At 70.9% G+C, this 15,850-nt stretch carries 14 protein-coding genes; 4 read left to right on the forward strand and 10 right to left on the reverse strand.

The features are described from left to right. Positions 1-80: 80 nt before the first annotated feature. The 10 genes from ACFULQ_RS44910 to ACFULQ_RS44955 form a co-directional block, all read right to left on the reverse strand. Positions 81-908 carry an ABC transporter ATP-binding protein gene (locus tag ACFULQ_RS44910; protein ID WP_383556375.1) on the reverse strand — a complete coding sequence of 276 codons (828 nt, stop codon included), beginning with the start codon at positions 906-908 and terminating at the stop codon, positions 81-83. Further along, positions 905-2,977, reverse strand: a complete 2,073-nt coding sequence (locus ACFULQ_RS44915; RefSeq protein WP_383556378.1) for a dipeptide/oligopeptide/nickel ABC transporter permease/ATP-binding protein — start codon at positions 2,975-2,977, stop codon at positions 905-907. The genes ACFULQ_RS44910 and ACFULQ_RS44915 overlap by 4 nt, the downstream gene beginning before the upstream one ends. Further along, complete coding sequence (locus ACFULQ_RS44920) at positions 2,974-3,915, reverse strand: ABC transporter permease (RefSeq protein WP_383556380.1); 942 nt, start codon at positions 3,913-3,915, stop codon at positions 2,974-2,976. Before ACFULQ_RS44920 ends, ACFULQ_RS44915 begins: the two co-directional genes overlap by 4 nt. 616 nt (positions 3,916-4,531) lie before the next feature. Next, on the reverse strand, positions 4,532-5,539 hold the full coding sequence (locus ACFULQ_RS44925) for a LysR family transcriptional regulator (protein ID WP_383556383.1): 1,008 nt from the start codon (positions 5,537-5,539) through the stop codon (positions 4,532-4,534). A gap of 156 nt (positions 5,540-5,695) precedes the next feature. Beyond that, positions 5,696-6,652: a fumarylacetoacetate hydrolase family protein gene (locus ACFULQ_RS44930; protein WP_383556386.1), complete on the reverse strand. Its 957-nt coding sequence runs from the start codon at positions 6,650-6,652 to the stop codon at positions 5,696-5,698. Between the two features lie 3 nt (positions 6,653-6,655). Continuing rightward, positions 6,656-8,026: an FAD-binding oxidoreductase gene (locus ACFULQ_RS44935; protein WP_383556388.1), complete on the reverse strand. Its 1,371-nt coding sequence runs from the start codon at positions 8,024-8,026 to the stop codon at positions 6,656-6,658. An 8-nt stretch (positions 8,027-8,034) separates the two neighbouring features. Next, positions 8,035-9,012, reverse strand: a complete 978-nt coding sequence (locus tag ACFULQ_RS44940) for a cyclase family protein (RefSeq protein ID WP_383556391.1) — start codon at positions 9,010-9,012, stop codon at positions 8,035-8,037. Then, positions 9,009-10,013, reverse strand: coding sequence for an amidohydrolase family protein (locus ACFULQ_RS44945; protein ID WP_383556393.1), 1,005 nt, complete (start codon positions 10,011-10,013; stop codon positions 9,009-9,011). Before ACFULQ_RS44945 ends, ACFULQ_RS44940 begins: the two co-directional genes overlap by 4 nt. Continuing rightward, complete coding sequence (locus ACFULQ_RS44950) at positions 10,010-11,134, reverse strand: FAD-dependent monooxygenase (protein WP_383556395.1); 1,125 nt, start codon at positions 11,132-11,134, stop codon at positions 10,010-10,012. The genes ACFULQ_RS44945 and ACFULQ_RS44950 overlap by 4 nt, the downstream gene beginning before the upstream one ends. Positions 11,135-11,181: 47 nt before the next feature. Next, positions 11,182-11,505 (reverse strand): antibiotic biosynthesis monooxygenase family protein, encoded by a 324-nt coding sequence (locus ACFULQ_RS44955; protein ID WP_383556397.1) that lies wholly within the window; start codon positions 11,503-11,505, stop codon positions 11,182-11,184. A gap of 249 nt (positions 11,506-11,754) precedes the next feature. Here ACFULQ_RS44955 and ACFULQ_RS44960 point away from each other — a divergent pair, with 249 nt between their 5' ends. Genes ACFULQ_RS44960 through ACFULQ_RS44975 form a run of 4 tightly spaced genes read left to right on the forward strand, consistent with a single transcriptional unit; the run spans position 11,755 to position 15,813 of the window. Continuing rightward, positions 11,755-12,753 carry a fumarylacetoacetate hydrolase family protein gene (locus ACFULQ_RS44960; RefSeq protein WP_383556399.1) on the forward strand — a complete coding sequence of 333 codons (999 nt, stop codon included), beginning with the start codon at positions 11,755-11,757 and terminating at the stop codon, positions 12,751-12,753. Further along, the gene (locus ACFULQ_RS44965; RefSeq protein WP_383556402.1) at positions 12,750-13,709 is read left to right on the forward strand and encodes a VOC family protein; all 960 of its coding nucleotides are present in this window, start codon (positions 12,750-12,752) and stop codon (positions 13,707-13,709) included. The genes ACFULQ_RS44960 and ACFULQ_RS44965 overlap by 4 nt, the downstream gene beginning before the upstream one ends. A gap of 35 nt (positions 13,710-13,744) precedes the next feature. Then, positions 13,745-15,046 (forward strand): histidinol dehydrogenase, encoded by a 1,302-nt coding sequence (gene hisD / locus ACFULQ_RS44970; protein ID WP_383556405.1) that lies wholly within the window; start codon positions 13,745-13,747, stop codon positions 15,044-15,046. Then, complete coding sequence (locus ACFULQ_RS44975; protein WP_383556408.1) at positions 15,043-15,813, forward strand: SDR family NAD(P)-dependent oxidoreductase; 771 nt, start codon at positions 15,043-15,045, stop codon at positions 15,811-15,813. The genes hisD and ACFULQ_RS44975 overlap by 4 nt, the downstream gene beginning before the upstream one ends. Positions 15,814-15,850: the final 37 nt, after the last annotated feature.

Genomic DNA, 15,850 nt, shown 5'->3' on the forward strand with positions numbered 1-15,850 from the left:
GGCTTTCACCCTGCTCGATGAGGGGCATGTGCGGGGCAAGCTGGTCATCCGGCCCTGACGGCCCGGGACCCCCCCCCGGGCTACCGGCCCGCTCGGGCCTCCGCCCGCCTGCGGCGGCGTTCGGCGCGGATCTCAGGGTCCGTGCTGGGCGCCGCCGCCAGCAGGTTCCGGGTGCAGGCGTGTCCGGGCTGCCGCACCACCTGCTCCGTGTCGCCCACCTCGACCAGTTCGCCGCCCTCCAGGACGGCGATCCGGTCCGACATGAAGCGGACGACGTCGATGTCGTGGCCGATGAACAGGTATCCGATGTCGTACTCCTCCTGCAGGTCGCGCAGAAGGTTGAGCACCTGCGCCTGCACGGAGACGTCCAGCGCGCTGACCGGCTCGTCGCACACCACCAGTCCCGGTCCGCACACCAGGGCGCGCGCGATCGCGATGCGCTGACGCTGACCACCGGAGAAGCTGCCGGGGTACTGCTGTTCCGTGCCGGCGGGCAGGCCCACCCGGCGCAGCAGGTCGACGCAGCGGGACCGTGCTTCCCGGCCCGGGACGCCCGCGGCCAGCAGTGGCTCGGCGAGCAGCCGGCCGATCGGCACGGCCGGGTTGAGCGAGCTGTAGGGGTCCTGGAACACCATCTGCACCGTGCGGGCCAGCCGCCTGCGGTCCCGGCGCGACGGCCGGGTGACGTCCTCGCCCTCGACGAGGATCTGTCCGTCCGCGACCGGCGTCAGACCTACCACGGCCCGGCCCAGCGTGGACTTGCCCGCGCCGGACTCGCCGAGCAGACCGACGGTCTCGCCGCGCCGGATCTCCAGGTCGATGCCGTGCACGACGCGTCGGCGGTGGCGCCCGATGCCGTAGTCGACCGAGAGGGAGCGCAGGGCCAGTACGGGGGTCTCTTCGGTCATGGGGATATCTCCCGGTGGGTGCTGGCCGTCCTGTGCGGCGGGGTGTCATCGGTGTCGGCCGTCCGACGTGGTGGGGCCTCGTGGGCGTGGTCCGTGGCCGACGCGGGTGAGGGGGCGTCAAGGGCCACCTCCCCGGGGCGCAGACACCTCACCGAGGCCAGTGGGGAGACGAGGGCCAGCGGTACCGGTTTCTCCCGGCAGGTGTCGGTGACGGCGTCGCAGCGGTCCGCGAACAGGCAGGAGGCGGGCCACTCCTCCGCGGGCGGGATACTGCCCGGGATGGCGGGCAGCCGCCGGGCCGTCGCCCCGGCACGGCTGGGCAGGGAGCGCAGCAGTGCCGCGGTGTAGGGGTGGCCGGGCGCGACCAGCAACTGCTCCACCGGGGCCTGCTCCACGATCTGGCCCGCGTACATCACCACGGCGCGCTCGCAGATCTCCGCGACGACACCCCAGTCGTGGGTGACCACGAGGACTGCCATACCGGTCTCGTCACGCAGGCTGCGCAGCAGGTCGAGGATCTCGGCCTGCACCGACACGTCCAGCGCGGTGGTCGGCTCGTCCGCGATCAGCAGTGTGGGATTTCCGGCGAGGGCACGGGCGATGGCGACGCGCTGGGCCATGCCGCCGGAGATCTGGTGCGGGTAGAGCCCCGCGACCCGCTCCGGATCGCGCAGCCGGACCAGTCGGAAGAGTTCCAGCATCCGATCGTGCGCGGCCTGGGCGTCGAGCCCGGTGCAGGCCCGGATCTTCGCGGTCACCAGCCTGCCGACCCTGGCCGTTGGGTCCAGGGCGGCCATCGGTTCCTGGGAGACGAACCCGATCTCACGTCCGCGCAGGGCGCGCCGGGGTTCCGCGGGCAGGTCGTCCACGCGCTTGCCGCCGAAGACGATCTCTCCGCCGGCCACGTGCCCGGTACCGCGCAGCAGGCCGATGACCGAACGGGCCACGGAGGTCTTGCCGCACCCCGACTCGCCGACCAGCCCGAGGATCTCACCGGAGGCCAGGGAGAACGTCACCTCCGAGGCGACGACGACATCCCGGCCCGACCGCTCGAAAGCGATCCGCAGATCGCGCACCGACAGCAGCGCGCCGGGATCGTGCGGCAGGCCCTCCGCGGTGGGGGCGTCCGCCGGTACGGGGAGCCGCTCCGCCCGGCGCGGGGCGGCGTGGGCCGGCCCGGCCCACGCCTCGACGCTCTCGTCGCGGACGGCGTCGCCCAGCAGACCGAGGGCGAGCACGGTCAGGCCCATGGTCGCGCCGGTCGCCGTGAGGATCCACGGGTTGCGGTTGACCACCGTCAGCGACTCGGCGATCAGCCCGCCCCAGGAGGGCTCGGGCGGGGGAGGACCGAATCCCAGGTAGGCCAGACCACCGGTCATCAGAATGCCCATGGCCAGGATGAGCGAGGCCTGCACCACGATCGGTCCGCGGACGCGCGGCAGCAGGTGGTGGGTGACGATACGGACCGTCCGCACACCGGAGACCCGCGCGGCGTCGATGTAGAGCTCGCCCCTGACGTCGACGGTCGCGCCGCGGATGATCCGCGCCGCGGGCGGCACGAGCAGCAGTCCGAGGGCCAGGTACGCGATCTCCAGGTTCTCCGCGAAGATGGACAGCACCACCAGCACGATGATCATCGTGGGTACGGCGAGCCCGAAGTCGACCAGACGCATCAGCACCTGGTCGGTGCGCCCTCCGGCGTACCCGGAGACCAGGCCGAGCGGGACGGCCACCGCCAGCGCAACCACGGCCACCTGCAGCGCGGCTGCGAACGCCGCGCCACCGCCGTACAGCAGCCGGGACAGCACGTCACGGCCGAGCTGGTCGGTGCCCAGCAGATGGTCGGCGGAGGGGCCCTGCAGCGCGCTGGACAGGTCGCCGGAGAGCGGGTCGGAGGGCGCCCAGAGGCCGGCTCCCAGGCAGGCGACGACGATGACGCAGAGGACCGCGGCGCTCGCGAGGCCCACGGGGCGTGACAGGACGCGCAGCGCGAGCGGGCGTCGTCGGCCGGGCCGCGAGGGCGGTGCGGCGGTTTCGGCCGGTGCGGCGGACTCGGTCGGAGTGGTCATCGGGTCCTCACCTTCGGGTTGAGCCACCCGTACGCCAGGTCGACCAACAGGTTCACCAGCACCACGCCGATGCAGAAGTAGGTGGTGACCCCGAGGACGAGTGGGATGTCGTGGGACTCGGTCGAGGTCACGGCGGTCCGGCCGAGACCCGGCATCGCGAAGACGGTCTCGACGAACACGGCACCGCCGAGCATCGCGACGAAGAAGACCCCGATCGCGGTCAGCACCGGGAGGGCCGCGTTGCGCAGCGCGTGCCGGTAGGTGATCCGGCGCTCGGACCAGCCGTCGGCGCGCAGCGCGTCGATGTACTCCCTCGACAGGACGTCGAGCATCGCGTCCCGGGTCTGCTTGGCGATGAGGGTGATGCCGCCGACCGCCAGCGTCGTCACGGGCAGGACCAGCGAGTTGATCCAGCCGCCGGGGTCGGTGGCGAAGGGCACGTATCCCGTCGCGGGGAACAGCGGGATCGACACGGCGAACGCCGAGACCAGCAGGATGCCGAGCCAGAAGTTCGGTATCGCGAAGCCCAGCATCGCCACCGCGTCGACGAGCCGCCGGGTGCGTCGGCCCCGGCTCGCGCTGAGTACCCCCAGGGCGACCCCGATCGCGCCGCTGACCAGGGTCGACAGCACGGCGAGCACCAGCGTGACGGGAAGCCGCTCGTTGAGCTGGGCCAGCACGTCCTGCTTGGTGAGGATCGACCGGCCGAAGTCACCGCGTACGGCACCGGAGAGCCAGTCCCCGTACTGCGCGTACCAGGGCTGGTCCAGGCCGAGCGTGGCGCGCAGCGCGTCGACCTGCTCCTGAGAGGCGTTCGCCCCCAGCAGAGTGCGGGCGACGTCGCCGGGAGCGAGCGCCAGCAGCAGGAAGGTCAGCAGCGTCGTGCCGAGCAGGAGAGGCACCGCCAGTGCCAGCCGTCGACCTATCAGACCGAGCACGTCGCACCTCGTCCCGGTACCCGGCCGAACAGGGACAACTGGTGGAATGCGCAATTCGAAGTGGGTGACATTTTTGTCCTTCTCCGGGTCCGGGAATTCCAGAAAGGTGCGCTCGGAAATGTGACAGGATGCGCGGGAATTCCGGTGGTATTTGTCCCGGCAAGGGCCGTTCTTGCCGTCGGTTCACTGTATCCACCGACGTGAGGGCGGAGAACCCCTAGTGAGAGGGAGGGGCCGCCTTGTCGAGGATGGGTGGTATCCGTGCCGGAAATAGAGCGAAGTGAATCGTGCGGTGCGCGGAAATCATCCCGTTGGGCGGTGTGTATTCGCGATGCTTCGCCGGTGTCTCGCCGCCCGGCAGAGGCGGCCGGCAGAGGCGGCCGGCCGCAGGACACCATGGGAGATCCCGCCTCCGGCGGGCAGGTGCGCGGGGGACCTCAGAACAGCCCCCGGTCCACGAGGGTGCTCGAAATGTCCACGGCGGTCAGTCGACGGGGCATCAGTCCACGGCGGTCAGTCGACGGGGCATCAGTCCACGGCGGTCAGTCGACGGGGCATCAGTCCACGGCGGTCAGCCGACGGGGGCATCAGTCCACGACGGTCACCCGACGGGGCATCAGTTCACAGCGGTCAGCCGGGGCGGCAAGATCCGGCCGGGGCCGCTCGCCGTGGCGTCGACCTTCCGCAGCTCCGGTTCGTCCGCCTTGCGCAGCTCCGGTTCGTCCAGGGAGGCGCCCACCCGGTGTACCGTCTCGCGCAGCCAGCGGTGGGCGGGGTCGGAGTGCCGGTTGGGGTGCCAGTGCATGGCCTCGACCAGCGGAACGTCCGGGAACGGCGGCGGTACGGCGACACAGCGGGCGAAGCGCTGGTAGCGGCGGGCGAGCCGTTCCGGTACCAGGGCGACCATGTCGGTGCCGCTGACCAGGAACGGCAGGACGCTGAAGCCGGGGGTGCTGACCTGTACCTTCGGAATGATGCCGAGGGTTTCCAGCTGCCGGTCGGCGGGGGTGAGACTCTTGCCGAACGCGGATGCCGCGTGCGGCATCTCCGCCAGGTCGCGCAGTGTTAGCCGGCCGTCCACCAGCCGGGGGTTGTCAGGGTCGACGATGCAGACGAACCGGTCGTGCATGACGGCCTCGCTGACGCCCGGCAACCGGTAGCCGAGGGGGGCGATCATGAAGTCGTGGCAGCGCAGGTGGGTCTCGGTCTCCGGCTGGCCGTGCACGAGAGGGTGAAAGTCGATGCGGACCCCTGGTGCGTCCTCCGCCATGACCCGGAGCAGTGGCTCCACCAGCACCGTCATCATGTAGTCGGACATCACGGCGGAGAAACGCTGCTGGCTTTGCCGGGGATCGAAATGCCGCGTGAGGGACAGTGCCTCCTCGGCCTTGTGCAGGGAGGCGTGCACGATGGGGAGGAGCCGTTCGGCGAGCGGGGTGAGTTCGTAGTCGCGGCCGACCCTTACGAGGAGCTCGTCGTTGAAGTGGCGGCGCAGCCGGGCCAGCGAGCCGCTCATCGCGGACTGGCTGGTGTTCAGGCGCACACCGGCGTGGGTGACGTTCTTCTCCTCAAGAAGTGCTTCCAGCGCCACCAGAAGGTTTAGGTCGATCGCTCCGAGACCCATGCGTGCAATCCCTCCGGCCGCGTCTTTGAAGCTTGCTCGTAACCGGAGCGTAACGAGGCATTCCGTCCCTGGATAGGCGTGGGAGGAAACTCACAGGGATCCGATGGCAACCATCGGATCCCTGGATACGTGCAGGAAGAGGCGGGTGGAGCGGTGTTATGGCCGCGGCGTGCGACCGCGCTTGCGGGCCCGCGGGAGGTAGACCTCCGTGCGGCCGGGCACGACCCGGTTGTGCAGTGTGCCCAGCCGCTCGACGGTCAGTGCCACTTCGTCCCCGGCCTTCAGCGGTGGCGGGGTGCGCTCGCCGAGACGGCCCCAGAACTCCGCCAGCGAGCCCCAGCCGCAGGTGCCCGAGCCGAGAACGTCACCGGGGAGCACCCAGGCGTCCCGGGTCGCGTAGGCGGTCATCTCCTCGAAGGTCCAGGAGACGTTGGCGAGGGTGTCCCGCCCGATCAGCTCCCCGTTCAGGGTGACGGTCATCTCCAGGTCGAGGAAGCCGTCCGCGTCCCGGCGGTCCTCCACCTCGTCGGCGGTGACCAGATGGGGGCCGAGCGTGTTGGCGAAGTCCTTGCCCTTGGAGAAGCCGAGGCCCAGGTTCTTCTCCGGCTTCTGCAGGTCGCGGGCCGACCAGTCGTTGAAGACCAGGTAGCCGACGATGTGCTCGCGTGCCTGTGCGGGCGTGAGGTCGCGGCCGGCACGCCCGATGACCGCGCCCACCTCCAGTTCGAAGTCGAGCACGGAGCAGCCCGCCGGTACCGGCACGTCGTCGTGCGCCCCGTACGCCTCGTGGGGGTTGGTGAAGTAGAAGTTGGGCGCCCGGTACCACTCCTCGGGCACGTGCTCCAGCCCGTCCAGCGCTTTCGAAACGCCCTCGATGTGCGCCTCGAAGCCCACGAAGTCACGGATGGAGGGAGGCTTCAGCGGGGGCAGGAGCCGTATCTGCTCCACCGCGAGGTCGCTGGGCCGGCGCAGGGCCTCGGCTCCGGCCGCGTGCAGCGCCTCCTGCTCGATCAGGGCCAGGACGGTCACTCCCGGCGGGAGCGGGTGGATCACACCGTCCCGCACCACGCCGGCGCGCTCCCCGTCCTCGTACTCGAATGTCGCGAAACGCATCGCTCACCTCTCCCAGTGGTTGGTGTTCGTGACCGTCCCGGCGCTGAGGTAGCCCGCGAACAGGCCCTTCGGGTCGCGCACGGACCTGATCTCCTGCAGCCGCCGCCACTGCTGCTCGCCCATGAACCTGGCCTGCCGGGCCGTGAAGTCGGAGTCACCGAGGTACTGGCCGGCGGTCACGGGCTGCATCGCCGCCATCGCCCCGTCCAGCCAGGACCGCAGTTCGGCGTCCCGGCCGGGCTCGTCATGGACGACGTAGGTGGCGCAGTAGATCTCGGACTGCAACGAGAAGGCCATGTCGGGAAGGTCGCGCAGGGGCGCCATGGAGAACCAGATCGTGAAGGTCCGCCGGGTGGGATGCTCGGTGAACGCCCTGCGGATCGCCGGGACGACCTCCTCGGCCGGGCCGGTCAGCCAGGCGTTGTCGACCAGGTAGCGGTAGCCTTCCGGGTTCGCCGCGCGCTGGATGTCCATCTGCTGTGCGAGCGTGGTCGGCTCCGCCTCTACGCGGAACAGGGCCCGGTCGGCGTACGGGTTGGCGTGCAGCGGGGCCAGGGCCGCGGCGGCCTGCTCGGGCGTGTCCGTCATCGACACGCCCGTCACCAGCAGGACGGGCTCGTCGAAGCCCGGCGGGGTCTGGGTGACCGCGACGATCTCCACCAGGTCCGAGACCGTGTGGTGCGTGCCGTGCAGCCAGATCATGACCTCGTCGAAGAGGTCGAGCGGGTAGGCGTGGACGGTGTGCGCCAGATGCCGTGGCAGGGGACGTGTGCGCAGGTGGAAGCGGGTGACGACGCCGAAGAAGCCGGGGCCCGCGCCGCGTGCCGCCCAGAACAGGTCGCTGTGGTGCGTCTCGTCGGCGCGGACCAGCTCGCCCTCGGCCGTGACGACGTCGATCGCGAGGATGTTCTCGGCCGCCCAGCCCCAGCCGCGCGCGTTCCAGCCCTGACCGCCCTGGAGCAGGAAGCCGCCGATCCCGACGGAGGGGCAGTGCCCGCCGTTGAAGAAGCGGCCGAACTCGCTCAGGTACGGGTTGAGTTCGTCGCCGCCCTTGACGCTGGGGGTGGCGGTCACGATCCCCGTCTCCGGGGTGTACGCCATCTCGCGAAAGTCTCCGAGATCGATCAGCAGGGCGTCCCGGCGCACGGACCAGGCGGCCCAGCTGTGCCCGCCGGAGCGGACGGCGACCTGCCAACCCTGCTCCACGGCGAGCCGGACGCCCTCGACGACGTCCTCCTCGGTCGCGGCCCGCAACACGGCGGCGGGCCTGCGGTCCGCGGGACGGCGTGCGTTGAAGACCCGTCCGACGCACGCCTCCTCGAAGTCCTCGGAGCCTGGGAGGTGGAGAGTTCCGGAGAACCGGTTGCTGTTCATGTACCCACTCATTTGATCGCGATCGGGTTGACGGGGGCGCCCACCGCACCGGTCACCGGCAGAGGCGCCGCGACCAGCAGGAACTCGTAGACGCCATCGGCCGCGCAGTCCTCGGCCAGGATCTCCGGATCCCACATCTCGCCCAGCGGCAGGCCCATGTTGGGGATGGCGATCTGATGCAGCGGGGACATGGCCGGTTCGGCGAATTCGTAGGGCCGTACCTCCAGACCCCAGGTGTCGGAGGCGATCGCCGCGATCTCCGTGCGGTGCATCCAGCCCAGCGTGGTGAACGACAGCCCCGGCGCGTCACCGGCGGCGTAGCCACCCCACTCGCCGAGCCGCCGTACACGGCCCAGCTGGCCGGTGCGGACCAGGACCAGGTCGCCGCGGCGGACACCCGAGGTGGCGCCCTGCGCCTCGATCGTGGCCCGCAGATGTTCCTCCAGGATGGGGAAACCGTCGGGGAGTTCCCCGTGCTCGTCCCCGACCGCACGGCCGACGTCCAGGAGGACACCGCGTCCCGTGAACGCGTCCGCCATGTGCTCGATGCCGGTGACCGAGTCGCCGTCGCCGTTCACGACCGTGCACGGACGGCCGTTCCAGGCCAGCTTGTTGTCGAAGATGTGGCCGAGGCCGTCCCACTGGGTGGAGGCCTGCAGGGGCATCACCACGTGGTCGTCGGCGCCGCCGAAGCCATGCGGAAAGCCCTGGGTGCCGGCGGCCGCGTCGGAGCCGGTGTCCTTCATGTAGTGCACGGGGTTGATCCGGCCGCGGAAACCGCGCTGCGGGCCCGACTCGTTGAACTCCTGGGCCAGTGAGAAGGCCCGCCCGCGCCGGACCAGGCTCGCCGCGTGGGCCCGGATCGCGGCGTCGATGAAGTTGAGGGTGCCGAGCACGTCGTCCTCGCCCCAGCGGCCCCAGTTCCGGTAGGCGGATCGGGCCTTGGCGAGCTCTTCCTCGATGGGACCGAGGGACGTCGAGGTCACTGGACACGTCCTTTCAGCAGCAGGTCCAGGGCGTTGCCGCCGGCGACGGCCGCTCGGTCGGCGGGGGCGAGCCCGGCGGCGTCGAGTCGGGCCACGGGGTCGGTCACCCCCATGTCGAAGGGGTAGTCCGTGCCGAGCACGACCCGGTCCGCGCCCACCTCCTCGACCAGGTGGCGCAGGGCGCGCGGGGTGTACACGAGCGCGTCGAACCACATGCGCCGAAGGTACGTGCTGGGCGGTTCGAGGCAGCCGCGTGCGTCCTCGCGGACCTGCCAGGCGTGGTCGGAGCGGCCCATGTACGTCGGCAGATAGCCGCCGCCGTGGGCGGCCACCAGCTTCAGGCGCGGGAAGCGGTCCAGGACCCCGGTGAAGACGAGATGCGAGAGGGCGACCGTGGTCTCCACCGGCTGGCCGACGGTGTTGCCGAGGTACCGCGTCGCCAGGCGCGGGCCGAGCGAGCAGCCCCAGGGGTGGACGAAGACCACCGCGCCCAGTTCCTCCGCCTTTCTCCAGACGTCGTCGTGCGCCGGGTCGGCCAGCTCCCGGCCGTCGACGGTGGTGGACACGCTGATCCCGTACAGGCCCTGGTCGGTGACGGCCCTGTCCAGCAGGGCCACCGCGAGGTCCGGGTGCTGGAGGGGAACGGTACCCAGGCCGTACAGCCGTTCCGGGGCGGCGGCGCAGTGCTCGGCCACGGCCTCGTTGACGGCGCGGGCGAGGTCGGTCGCCAGGTCCAGGCCGGCCCAGTAGTGGTGCATCGGCATCGGACCGACCACCTGGATGTCGACGCCCATCGCGTCCAGACCGGCGAGCCGGACCGAGACATCGGTCAACTTGCCTGCCACTGACTGGAGTTGATGACGGTTCGCGGTCAGTGACTCGACGGAGTGGGCCCGCTGCTCGGCCGCCAGCTCGGCGCTGAACCCCGGGGTGCCCGCTACGAGCGCGTCGGCGGCCGGGACGGCGAGATGACCGTGGAAGTCCACGACGGGCGCGCTCATACCGCTGCCGTCAGCGAGCCGAGCGTGTCCGACATGATGCGGGCCGGGTCGGCGCCGGGCGTGCCGGGATGGATCTCCCATTCGGCCAGTTGGAGCGAGTTCTCCAGCACCATCCGCACCCGCGGCAGTCGCCTCCCCATGAACGTCTCCAGCGCCTTGCCCACCGGTTCCTCGCCCGTGAGCAGCTCCGCGAGGAGCACCGCGTCCTCCGCACACATCGCGGCGCCCTGCGCGATCAGCGGCGGGCAGGCGTGCGCCGCGTCGCCGATGACGATCGCCCGGCCCCTGTGCCACGCCCCGTCGACGAGCACTGTCTCGATCCACCGGTAGTCGACCGCCGTGTCCTCGGGCAGGTCGGCCACGATTCTGCCCCAGGTGCCGCCGTACCCGGCGCCGCGCTCGCGCAGCAGGGAGAGCGGGGCGCGGGGCCCGATCAGCGAGGCGTCGAGGTTCTCGTCGAGAAGGTAGGCGTAGCACTGGTCCGGGGAGATCGGGCTGTAGCCGGCCTTGTAGCGCGGGCCGCCGTAGTACACCTCGGCGCAGTCCATCTCGGCGGGCCGTCGCGCCACGACCCGGAAGATCGACATCCCCACGGGGCGCGGCACGGTGTCGATTCCGATCATGGCGCGCATGGCGCTGTTGATGCCGTCCGCGCCCACCACCAGGTCGTAGCGGCCGGTGGAGCGGTCGGTGAAGGTGACGTCGACGTGGTCGGCGGCCTGGTCGAGGCGGTCCACGCTCAGGCCCAGACGGACGTCGACCCCGTGTGCGTGGACCGCGTCGCAGAGCGCGTCCTGAAGATCGGCACGCAGGGCACCCGCCGTGGCCGGCAGCTCGGGGCCCCCGGTGTGCGGGGTGTCCAGCTGGGTGATCAACGTGCCGTCGGCACTGCGCAACCGCATGATGTCGAACGGCACGGCCCGTGCGAGCACCCGGTCCAGCACCCCCACCGAACGCAGGGCTTTGAGGGCGTTGCCCTGAATGGTGATGCCATGGCCCACACCGAACCACTGGGGCGAGATCTCGACGAGCTCGACATCGGCGCCGCGCTGGGCGAGCGCGAGGGACAGCACGCTTCCGGTGATGCCGCCGCCGACGACGAGCACCTTCTGTACAGGCATGGGCGATCCTTGTGAAACGTAGGGGCAGACGGGCGGCCGGGCTCTGTTCATGCCGGGGGCGGGGTCCCGGCCCCCCGCCGCGGTCCGAGCTCGTGGAAGTGCTCGACGCGGGGCGGCGCGGCGAAGAACGGGCCGACCAGGGACCGCCAGCGTCCGAAGCGATCGGACTCGCGGAAGCCGACGGTGTGTGCCTCGACCGAGTCCCAGCCGACCAGCAGCAGAAAGGTCCCGGGGCGCTCCTCGCCGCGCAGCAGCTCGGCCCAGCGGAATCCGTCGGCCTCGGCAAGTACCTCGCGGGCCACTTCGAAGACCTTCTCGAACTCCGCTTCGCGGCCGGCCTCGACAGTCAGCTCCGCATGCTCGACGACCACGGTGTCTCTCCCTCGCGATAGGTCGGTGGGTGGGGCTTCGAGCCTGATCGGGGGCCCTGTGCACGGTCAATGGATCGAGGCATCGGCATGAGGGACCCCATGCATCCGGTACGGCGATGGAGGCCGGCTCAGGTCCGCACGGGGCCGCGGGCGCCGGTGATGGCAGGCATCGCGAACGGCCATTTCCGCCGTCCGCCCCCGGTGCCTAGCGTCGGAGTCAAGCCCCCAGCCGTACGAGGAGAGCCGCCCGTGTCCGATCAGCTGCCCACCCACGCCGGACCGTTCGCGCTCGGCACCTTCACGGCCGACGAGGCCCCCGGTGCCTTCACGGCCCACGAGACCGTCGGCGCCTTCCCCGGCCTGGTCGCCGGGGCGCGCGTGCGTGACCTGTCCGACCTGGTGCCGACCGTCCGCGCGCTCGTCGAGCGCTGGGACGCCTGGCTGCCCCGCCTCCACGAGCTGGCCCGGTCCACGGGCGGTGACTGGCACGAGCTGGCCGGACTGCGCGTGCTGCCCCCGCTGGAGCCGGGCCAGATCCTGCAGAGCGGCGCCAACTACCGCAAGCACGTGGTCGACCTGGTGGCCGCCGAGAAGGAGAGCGTGCACGGCGCGACCCCCGAGGAGGCACGGGCCGACGCGGAGAAGATGATGGACGAGCGGGTTCGCAACGGCGTCCCGTACGTCTTCCTCGGCTCGACCCGGGCGCTGTGCGGCCCGTACGACGACATCGTGCTCCCGGCGCTCGGCGAGCAGCACGACTGGGAGCTCGAACTCGCCCTCGTCATCGGCAAGCCGGGCAGGGACATCCCGGTCGAGGCGGCGATGGACCACGTCGCCGGCTACACCATCAGCAACGACCTCACCACCCGCGACCGGCTCTACCGGCCGGACCTGAAGGCGATCGGCACCGACTGGTTCACGGCCAAGAACGCCGACACCTTCCTGCCCACCGGCCCCTTCCTCGTGCCGGCCGCCTTCGTCGGCGACCCGGACGACCTGCGGATCACTCTGCGCCACAACGGGGTCGTCCGGCAGGACGAGTCGACCAAGGACATGATCTTCGACATCCCGCGCCTGATCGCGTACGTCTCCACGACCACCACCCTGCGGCCCGGCGACCTGCTCCTCACGGGCTCCCCGGCGGGCAACGGCGCGCACTGGGGTGTCTTCTTGCGGCCCGGGGACGTCGTGGAGGCGGAGATCCCCGGCCTGGGCCACCAGCGCAACACCGTCAGGAGCCACGCATGAGCACTCTGAACACCCCGGACTCCACCTTCCAGCCCATCTCCCACCTGCGCCATGTCGACCTGGCCGTGCCGGACTTCGAGCGGCAGCGCTCCTTCTACGGCACCACCTGGGGCCTGACCGAGGTCGCGAACGACAGGGGGGTCGCGTTCTTCGCGGCGGAGGGCAGCCCCGAGCAGTACGTCGTCCGCGTCCGCGAGGACGAGCGCAAGCGCATGGACCTCGTCGCCTTCGGTGCCGTCTCGTCCGCCGCCGTGGACGAACTTGCGCTGCGGCTGGCCCGGGCCGGGGTGCGACCCGTCCACGACCCGAAGGCGTTGGACACCCCGGGCGGTGGCTACGGCTTCCGCTTCTTCGACCCCGACGGCCGCGTCGTCGAGGTGTCGGCCGACGTCGCCACCCGCGCCCACCGGAAGGTCGAGGAGCGCGAGGCCGTGCCCGTACGGCTGTCGCACTGCGTGGTCAACTCCCAGGACCCCGAGGGCCTCAGGGACTTCTACGTCCGGCACCTCGGTTTCCGGCTCACCGACACCCTGTACTCGGCCCACTTGGGCGACCTCATGTACTTCCTGCGGTGCAGCCCCCTCCACCACTCCTTCGCCATCGCTCGCGGACCCCATGTCTCCCTGCACCACGCCTCGTTCGAGATGCGAGGCGTCGAGGAGTACATGCGCGGCACGGGGCGCGCGCTGCGCGCGGGGACCCGGCTCACCTGGGGGCCCGGCCGTCATCTGGCCGGCGACAACACCTTCTCGTACTTCCACGACCCGCACGGCAACACCGTCGAGTACACCACCGAACTCGCCGTCCTCGAAGAGGACCTGTGGCATCCCGGTCGGCACGACGTCGACGACCCGATCACCCAGGACCAGTGGGGCACCGCCGACCCGATGAGCGAGTCGGTTGCCAAGGAGCAGTTCAACGATCCCGACGTGCTCTTCGAAGCGCCGCCTGTCTGAGCCCGCATCCAACCCGCTTGAGAAAGGCCGCAGTTGTGGCAGAGATCCTGAAGCACGCCGTTCCGAAGTCCGAGGTCACCGCCTCCCTCGACCAGGTACGTGAGACCGTGTCCGGCGTCATCGCGGACATCCGCGAGCGCGGTGACGCGGCCGTGCGCGAGTACTCCGAAAAGTTCGACAACTGGAGCCCCGACTCTTTCCGGCTCTCCGGCGAAGAGGTCGAGAAGATCGTCGCGTCGGTGCCGGAGCAGGTCATCGACGACATCCGCTTCGTGCAGGAGCAGGTCCGCTCCTTCGCCCGGCAACAGCTGGCCTCCATGCGGGAGTTCGAGGTGGAGACACTGCCGGGCGTCCGGCTCGGGCAGAAGCACATCCCCGTGCAGGCCGCCGGCGCCTACATCCCGGGCGGTCGATACCCTCTCACCGCCTCCGCCCACATGACGATCGTCACCGCCAAGGTCGCGGGCGTGCCGCGGGTCGTCGCCTGCACACCGCCGATTCGCGGAGAGATCCCCGCCGCGACCGTCGCCGCCATGCACCTCGCGGGCGCGGACGAGATCTGGCTGCTCGGCGGGGTGCAGGCGGTGGCCGCGATGGCCGTGGGGACCGACACCATGAAGCCCGTCAACCTGATTGCCGGGCCCGGCAACGCCTACGTCGCGGAGGCCAAGCGCCAACTCTTCGGCGAGATAGGCATCGACCTGTTCGCCGGCCCCACCGAGATCCTCGTGCTCGCCGACGACCATGCCGACCCCTTCGTCTGCGCGGTCGACCTGCTCTCCCAAGCTGAGCACGGACCCGACTCCCCGGCCGTCCTCATCACCACCTCCCGCGAGGTCGCCGAGAAGACCATCGCCGAGGTCGAGCGGATCCTGCCCGGCCTGCCCACCCGCGACTTCGCGGCACCCGCCTGGCGGGACCACGGACAGGTGCACATCGTGGACTCGATCGACGAACTGTACGCACTCGCCAACGAGTTCGCCTTCGAGCACGTCGAGGTGCTCATGGAAGCACCCCGCCTCGCTCTGGAGCGCATGACCCAGTACGGCGCGCTGTTCCTCGGCGAGGGCACGTGTGTCTCCTTCGGCGACAAGGTCATCGGCACCAACCATGTGCTGCCCACCCGGGGCGCCGCCCGCTACACGGGCGGCCTCTGGGTCGGCAAGTACCTCAAGACGGTCACCTACCAGGAGGTCACCGACACCGGTTCGCAGGCACTCCTCGGCCGACTGTGCGGGCGGGCGTCGCGTGTGGAGCTGTTCGAGGGACACGCCCGCTCCGGTGACGTACGCGCCGCGAAGGCCGCGGGCGACGAACTGCCGTGGAACACCGCATGAGCCTCGACGGGCGTACGGCACTCGTCACCGGCGGGGGAGGACCGCTCGGGGGTGCCTGCGCACTCGCCCTGTCCCGAGCGGGAGCGCGGATGATCCTCGTCGGCCGCGACCGGCGGGCGCTCGACGACGCGGCGACCCGTGTCGACAAGGAGGGCGGTGAGACCCGTACGGCGTTGTGCGACGTCTCCGACCCGGAATCGGTGCGCGCCCTCGCCGCCGAACTGGCCGACGAGGACGTCTCGTTGCTCGTCAACAACGCGGGTGTCGCAGGCCCTGTCCGCCCCCTCGTCGACATCCGGCCGGATGAGTGGGACGACGTGTTCGCCGTCAACGTGCGCGGGGTGTACCTGATGTGCCGGGCGTTCCTGCCGCCGATGGTCGCGGCCGGCCGGGGTGACGTCGTCAACGTCTCCTCCGTCAGCGGTAAGCGGCCGCTACTCAACCGCACCCCGTACACCGCCTCCAAGATGGCCCTGCTCGGTCTCACCCGCACCCTCGCCGGGGAGGTCGGTCCTCGGGGGGTCGCGGTCAACTCCCTGTCCCCCGGCCCGGTCCGAGGGCGCCGGATGGACCGCAATTTCCGTCTCACCGCCGAACTCACCGGCTCCACGCTCGAGGAGGCCGAGCGGGACTTTGTCTCCCGTGCGGCCCTCGGCCGGCTCGTCGAGGAGGGCGAGGTGGCACAGGCGCTCGTGGCGATGCTGGCCATGCCCGGACTGTGCGGCGCCGACATCGACCTGTCGGCGGGGATGATCGCACCGGCGTAGCGGCGGGCACGTCGGCGGGGCGGACGGACCACCGGGT

Origin of the sequence: Streptomyces sp. NPDC057253, assembly GCF_042669125.1 — a bacterium.
GTDB lineage: Bacteria > Actinomycetota > Actinomycetes > Streptomycetales > Streptomycetaceae > Streptomyces.

Bases quoted from the DNA above. Each gene is read 5' to 3' on its own strand.
- ACFULQ_RS44975 (WP_383556408.1), top strand. From the start codon at position 15,043: ATGAGCCTCGACGGGCGTACGGCACTCGTCACCGGCGGGGGAGGACCG.
- ACFULQ_RS44935 (WP_383556388.1), bottom strand. From the start codon at position 8,026: ATGAACAGCAACCGGTTCTCCGGAACTCTCCACCTCCCAGGCTCCGAG.
- ACFULQ_RS44930 (WP_383556386.1), bottom strand. From the start codon at position 6,652: ATGCGTTTCGCGACATTCGAGTACGAGGACGGGGAGCGCGCCGGCGTG.
- ACFULQ_RS44950 (WP_383556395.1), bottom strand. From the start codon at position 11,134: ATGCCTGTACAGAAGGTGCTCGTCGTCGGCGGCGGCATCACCGGAAGC.
- ACFULQ_RS44925 (WP_383556383.1), bottom strand. From the start codon at position 5,539: ATGGGTCTCGGAGCGATCGACCTAAACCTTCTGGTGGCGCTGGAAGCA.
- ACFULQ_RS44915 (WP_383556378.1), bottom strand. From the start codon at position 2,977: ATGACCACTCCGACCGAGTCCGCCGCACCGGCCGAAACCGCCGCACCG.
- ACFULQ_RS44965 (WP_383556402.1), top strand. From the start codon at position 12,750: ATGAGCACTCTGAACACCCCGGACTCCACCTTCCAGCCCATCTCCCAC.
- ACFULQ_RS44945 (WP_383556393.1), bottom strand. From the start codon at position 10,013: ATGAGCGCGCCCGTCGTGGACTTCCACGGTCATCTCGCCGTCCCGGCC.
- ACFULQ_RS44910 (WP_383556375.1), bottom strand. From the start codon at position 908: ATGACCGAAGAGACCCCCGTACTGGCCCTGCGCTCCCTCTCGGTCGAC.